The sequence below is a fragment of the Synechococcus sp. H70.1 genome (assembly GCF_047502705.1).
GTDB lineage: Bacteria > Cyanobacteriota > Cyanobacteriia > Thermostichales > Thermostichaceae > Thermostichus.
Window position 1 is genome coordinate 1 of sequence record NZ_JANSIV010000102.1, and the last position, 4,741, is coordinate 4,741.

Sequence of the window (4,741 nt, forward strand, 5' to 3'; positions counted from 1 at the left end):
TATTGGGTTGCGGTGGGAATCAGGTAAGTGCAGCGGTGCACTGTCTACTCTTGACACTCCCACCGACTAACGCAGTCCACAGTTGGACCCGCAAAGGCGCTGTCAAGACACCCCTAACTGGCTTTCGGCACTGTCCGGGGTAGCGGGACGGAGGGTTACCAAGCTACTCTGCTGTGTCCACTTCCACTTGGTTAGCTGGCCCCAGGCTGACGCGAAACTGCCTAGCCCCTCTCGGCAAGGGATCTGGCGCCACTTCAGGCAGGTTGGCAAAGGGAGTGGTGGCGCGACGCTCCCGAGCTAGCGCATTCTCTGGCTCAGCAGCCAAGGGAGATCCCGTCCCATCCACCGTTACCCGGTAGACTAAACGCTCCTGCAAACCTGGAGGGGACTGCCACTGCTGGGCCAGGGTGCTTTCCAGACGCCGCTGAGGATCTCCAGAGGCTTCCGGCACGGTAAGCTGCCCCTGTTGCGAGGAGGGGGGAGGGGAGGGATCCCTGCGGCTGAGCCAGAGCCCAACCCCGGCCACTAGGGCAATCCCGCCTGCCAGCAGGGCAGCAATGACAGGGGGCTGTCGATACCAAGCTGGCGCCGGCGGCGTTGCCAGTTTATCCAGTTGGGGCAGGTCCTCGGCCGCCTGAGAGAGGTTTTCTAGAAGGTCATACAACTGTGTCATTGACAGATCCACCTGGGCAATGCGATCCTCCCCCTGCCGCACTGTGAGGCGGTGGAAAATAAAATCCAGCGGACGGATGGCCACAGTCCCACTGAAAGCTCCCTTGGGCGTACCGCTGAGCTGGAATCCAACGTAGCGGTCGATCACCGTGATCAAATCCTTGAGCCAAACGCTGTCTCCCCGTAGAGTCTTGGTGGTCTCTCCCTGGCGAATTTCCAACTGACACTCAAAGTTGTTCTGAATCGCTTGCAGGGGCGGCGTAGCTGAGGCCTCGATACCCTGCCGAGGGAGGGGGGCTTCTCCTCGCACAGTGAGGGTAGAGGTGGGCTGGTGATAGGTTTGAGTGAGGGTGAGGCTGGGCATGGCAACTGGCAAGCAAAGGACGCCGGCAAGAACTCCAGGGTCAGAGGAAGAGCTCCGCCTTAGGAAGAGGGCAAAGCATCTGATTCCACCTTCCCTTCCTCGAGGTTGCTGCCAGCAGGCAGATCCATCTCAGGGCGGCTGAGCAAGGCTTTCCAGAGGCGCTCTGCTCCCCTGGGGCTACTGTAGAACAGTAGCTCAATCAAGATGCGCAGAGCCAGTTCGGCAAGGCTATCCTCATCGCGCACATCCCCATCCACCATACGGCTGCGGTAGTGGGAGATAAACTCGCCCAGGTAATCGCCCACCAGCGGCTGACGAAAGGGACTGAGCTCCTGTTTGAGGGCGGCTTCCAGCTGCTCCAGCGTGCTGCGGATGCGAGCCTGTTGCTGGGCTGCCAGATAGGCAATTACCTTGGCCAGGGCGCGGGCCTCTTCAATCTCAACTTTTTTGTGGCCACCGCTGGTGCGGCGGAGGGGATTGGCGTTGCGCAGACGCCAGAGGGCCACCCGATCGCCAAGGTGCTCCTCCAAGTTCAGGGTCTTGGCTGCTGCCAGAACGGCCTCGGAAATCTCCCCGCTCAGGGACTCCAGGCCCAACAACAGCAAATCCAACTGGGCTTTGATGGTTGCAGTAGCTGGGGTGAGGCTAGGAGCTTGAGGATCTAACTGAGTCTGCTTGGGTTCCACCGTCACGCTGTCAATGGGAACTTTTGGCTGGGATAGGACTCTATGATCTCCTGTCTGAGGCCAAGCTGCAACCTTCCCCTCCCGCGCTTGAGGGAAGAATTGCCCTGGGCAAGAGCTTCGCTGCCGGGATCTGGCAAGCGCTGTCCACCCCTTTCAAAGGGGCAGGGTATACTGTAGCAAAGACAAGGAGAGACAACCATCCTCCCTGCCTTTTCGGGCCGCGCTAGGCCCTGTTTCAGATGAGCATGGATGCTTCCCAGTCTGGCCCTCCTCGCCTCATCCTGATCCTTGAGGATCAAAGGGGTCAGCGCGGCGTTGTGTTGGACAAGATTTACTACTCAGTAGGGCGAGCAGCCAACAACCACATCCGTCTCTATGACCCTTTTGTCTCCCGCCGGCACGCTCTCATCATCCGCGTTCCTGAGGAAAACCAAGCGGGGTACAGCTACGTCATCTTTGATGGCAGCCCCGGATCCCGTCAGAGCACCAACGGTTTGTTCGTCAATGGGAAACGGGTTGCCTCCCATCGGCTGCAGCTTTTTGACAAGATCGGGTTTGGGCCGAGGGTAACAGCCATTGTCAGGAGCACCGACCACTTCAGTCCCCAGACCTTGGCTGCTCTTTTGAAAACGCCGCCCAATGCTCCTGAGCCGGGATCCCAGCAAGACACTGAGAAAGTTAGCGAGAAGGAGGACTTCACCGCCATCCCCTGCCTTGCGGTATCCTGAGGCCAGCAGCCTAACAAGCTTTGGGTTCCCGTGCCTTCTATTCCTCCTAAGCTAAGCAACTACTGGCAAGATGCCTTTGACCTGGAAGCCCATCTGGGATCCTTCCTCGGCCTTGAGCCTGGCGAGCTGCGGGAGAAGCTGCGGGCGGGGCAGCAACAGTTGGCGGAACTGGGCCGGCGCGACTTCGAGTGGGATCAGGCAGACGCCTTTTACCGGGATCGGGTGGGATCCGCCTATTTGCTGGACTTGGCCGCTTGGCACCTGAGCAGCACCGACTACATCGGCAATACTCTGCGCCTGGTGGCGGATCAGGCTCGCGGGCTAGTGCTGGATTTTGGCGGTGGCATCGGCACCCACACCCTTGGGGCAGCTCTCTGCCCGGCGGTGGAGCAGGTGATTTTTTGGGATATCAACCCCATCCATCGGCAGTTTGTACAACTGCGGGCGGAAAAGCTAGGTCTAAGCGAACGGATCCACTGCCCGGAAACCTTCCCACAAGGGATCCTCTTTGACACCGTCATCTGCTTCGATGTGGTGGAACATTTGCCGGATCCGGCAGCGCAGTTGCGTCAGTTTTACGCCTGGCTTAAGCCGGAAGGCAAGTTGTTGATCAACTGGTACTTTTTCAAGGGGTTTAATGGCGAATTTCCCTTCCACCTAGACGACCCGCAAAAAGTCGAGCAGTTCTTTCAGGTGCTGCAAAGCCATTTCCTAGAAGTGTTTCATCCCTATCTCATCACCGCCCGCTGCTACCGTAAGTGGAATAAAAGCTGAGATTGGAGAGAGAACGAATGCTGCGCTACTTGCGGGTGCTGTGGCTGTTTTGGAGCACTTCTGTAGCAGCAGAAATGGAGTACCGCGCCAACTTCTTCTTTGCCAGCCTCAGCAGCTTAGGCGGTCTGGGGTCGGCTCTGTTTGGGCTTTCACTGTTCTATCAGCGGGGGCACCGCCTAGGGGGCTGGAGCTGGCCGGAGGCGCTCATCGTCTTGGGCATGTTCACTATCTTGCAGGGCGTGTCGGCCAGCCTCTTTAGCGTCAACTTAAACCGCATTGTGCAGCAGGTGCAGGAGGGCACCCTGGATTTTGTCTTGCTCAAGCCCATTAGTAGCCAGTTTTGGCTGTCAACCCGCGTGTTCTCTCCCTGGGGCCTGGTGGATATCGGCTTTGGCCTGGTGCTGATTCTCTCCGCCGGGATCCAGTTGCAGCTGCCGGCCTGGGCCTATGTTCTGGGTCTAGTGCCCCTTTTGCTGGGATTGGTCATCCTCTACAGCCTCTGGTTTATGCTGGGGGCCACCAGCATCTGGTTTGTCAAGATCTACAACGTTACCGAGGTGCTGCGGGGCTTGGTGGAGGCGGGGCGCTTCCCCCTGGTGGCCTATCCGGTGGCCTATCGGCTGTTTTTTACCTTCGTTGTGCCGGTGGCTTTCTTGACCACAGTACCGGCGGAAACCTTGTTGGGGCGAGCCCAATGGCCGTGGCTTGTGGGATCCGCCCTGCTGGCGGCGGGGCTGCTGTGGGGATCCCATCTGTTCTGGCGCTTTGCCCTGCGCTTTTACACCAGCGCTTCTAGTTAGGCTCCCCCATTCCACCAAGGCCGACAAAGTACCCCTAAACTTCAGCCGACCCAGCAGTTGCAACCCCACCAGCTAGGAGAGGCACAGAGGAATTAAGATGAAAGTCACGACTGGGCCAAAGCCATTGGAGGCCAGCCTATGGGCGAAGCAAAGCGCCGCAAAACCCGGAACAACCCCGATCCCGCCCAGGAGCTCCTGTTTCCCAACCTCAAAGATCTTCCTCTTACCAAAGCCCAGGCCCGCACAATCTACAATTGGACAACTCGGGGCGCTTGGGCCGGCATTATTCTCCTGGCCATTGTCTGGGTGGTGGTGCGATTTGTGGGGCCTGCTCTGGGCTGGTGGCACCTGGCGGGCTAGACGGCTGGATCTCTTGAGTCTCCTTGGAGTTTTCCTATGCAATCCTACTTGGCAGCCGCCATTCAGATGACCAGCACCCCGGATCTAGCCAGCAACTTGCAACAGGCAGAGGAGTGGATTGACTTTGCAGCGCGCCGGGGGTGTGAGCTGGTGACCCTGCCGGAAAACTTTGCCTTCATGGGGCCGGAGGCAGAAAAAGCCCGCCTTGCCCCGGAGATCGCGCAGCGGGCCGAGGAGTTTTTGGCCAAGATGGCCCAGCGCTACCAGGTATTCGTGCTGGGGGGGGGATACCCGTGCCAGAAGGCCCTGTCTCTTATAAAAAACTGAACCTGCCGCCGCCGCCATACCTGTAGAACT

Annotated in this window: 7 protein-coding genes; 5 read left to right on the top strand and 2 right to left on the bottom strand. The window is 58.9% G+C overall.

The annotated features are described in order from the left end of the window. Window positions 1-163 precede the first annotated feature (163 nt). Window positions 164-1,036 (bottom strand): DUF4335 domain-containing protein, encoded by an 873-nt coding sequence (locus tag NW827_RS07645; protein ID WP_414361067.1) that lies wholly within the window; start codon window positions 1,034-1,036, stop codon window positions 164-166. Window positions 1,037-1,095: 59 nt separating this feature from the next. Then, window positions 1,096-1,728, bottom strand: coding sequence for a DUF3038 domain-containing protein (locus NW827_RS07650; protein ID WP_414403524.1), 633 nt, complete (start codon window positions 1,726-1,728; stop codon window positions 1,096-1,098). 239 nt (window positions 1,729-1,967) lie between these two features. Between NW827_RS07650 and NW827_RS07655 the strand changes: the two genes are divergently transcribed. From NW827_RS07655 to NW827_RS07675, 5 genes are all read left to right on the top strand, one after another. Further along, on the top strand, window positions 1,968-2,450 hold the full coding sequence (locus NW827_RS07655) for an FHA domain-containing protein (RefSeq protein WP_414403525.1): 483 nt from the start codon (window positions 1,968-1,970) through the stop codon (window positions 2,448-2,450). A gap of 30 nt (window positions 2,451-2,480) precedes the next feature. Continuing rightward, on the top strand, window positions 2,481-3,224 hold the full coding sequence (locus NW827_RS07660; protein WP_414361073.1) for a class I SAM-dependent methyltransferase: 744 nt from the start codon (window positions 2,481-2,483) through the stop codon (window positions 3,222-3,224). Between the two features lie 17 nt (window positions 3,225-3,241). Beyond that, complete coding sequence (locus tag NW827_RS07665) at window positions 3,242-4,024, top strand: ABC transporter permease (protein WP_414403526.1); 783 nt, start codon at window positions 3,242-3,244, stop codon at window positions 4,022-4,024. Between the two features lie 138 nt (window positions 4,025-4,162). After that, entirely contained in the window at window positions 4,163-4,384 is a 222-nt protein-coding gene (locus NW827_RS07670) for a DUF2839 domain-containing protein (RefSeq protein ID WP_414403527.1), read from the top strand. A 36-nt stretch (window positions 4,385-4,420) separates the two neighbouring features. Next, entirely contained in the window at window positions 4,421-4,711 is a 291-nt protein-coding gene (locus NW827_RS07675) for a nitrilase-related carbon-nitrogen hydrolase (protein WP_414503521.1), read from the top strand. The last annotated feature ends 30 nt before the right edge of the window (window positions 4,712-4,741 follow it).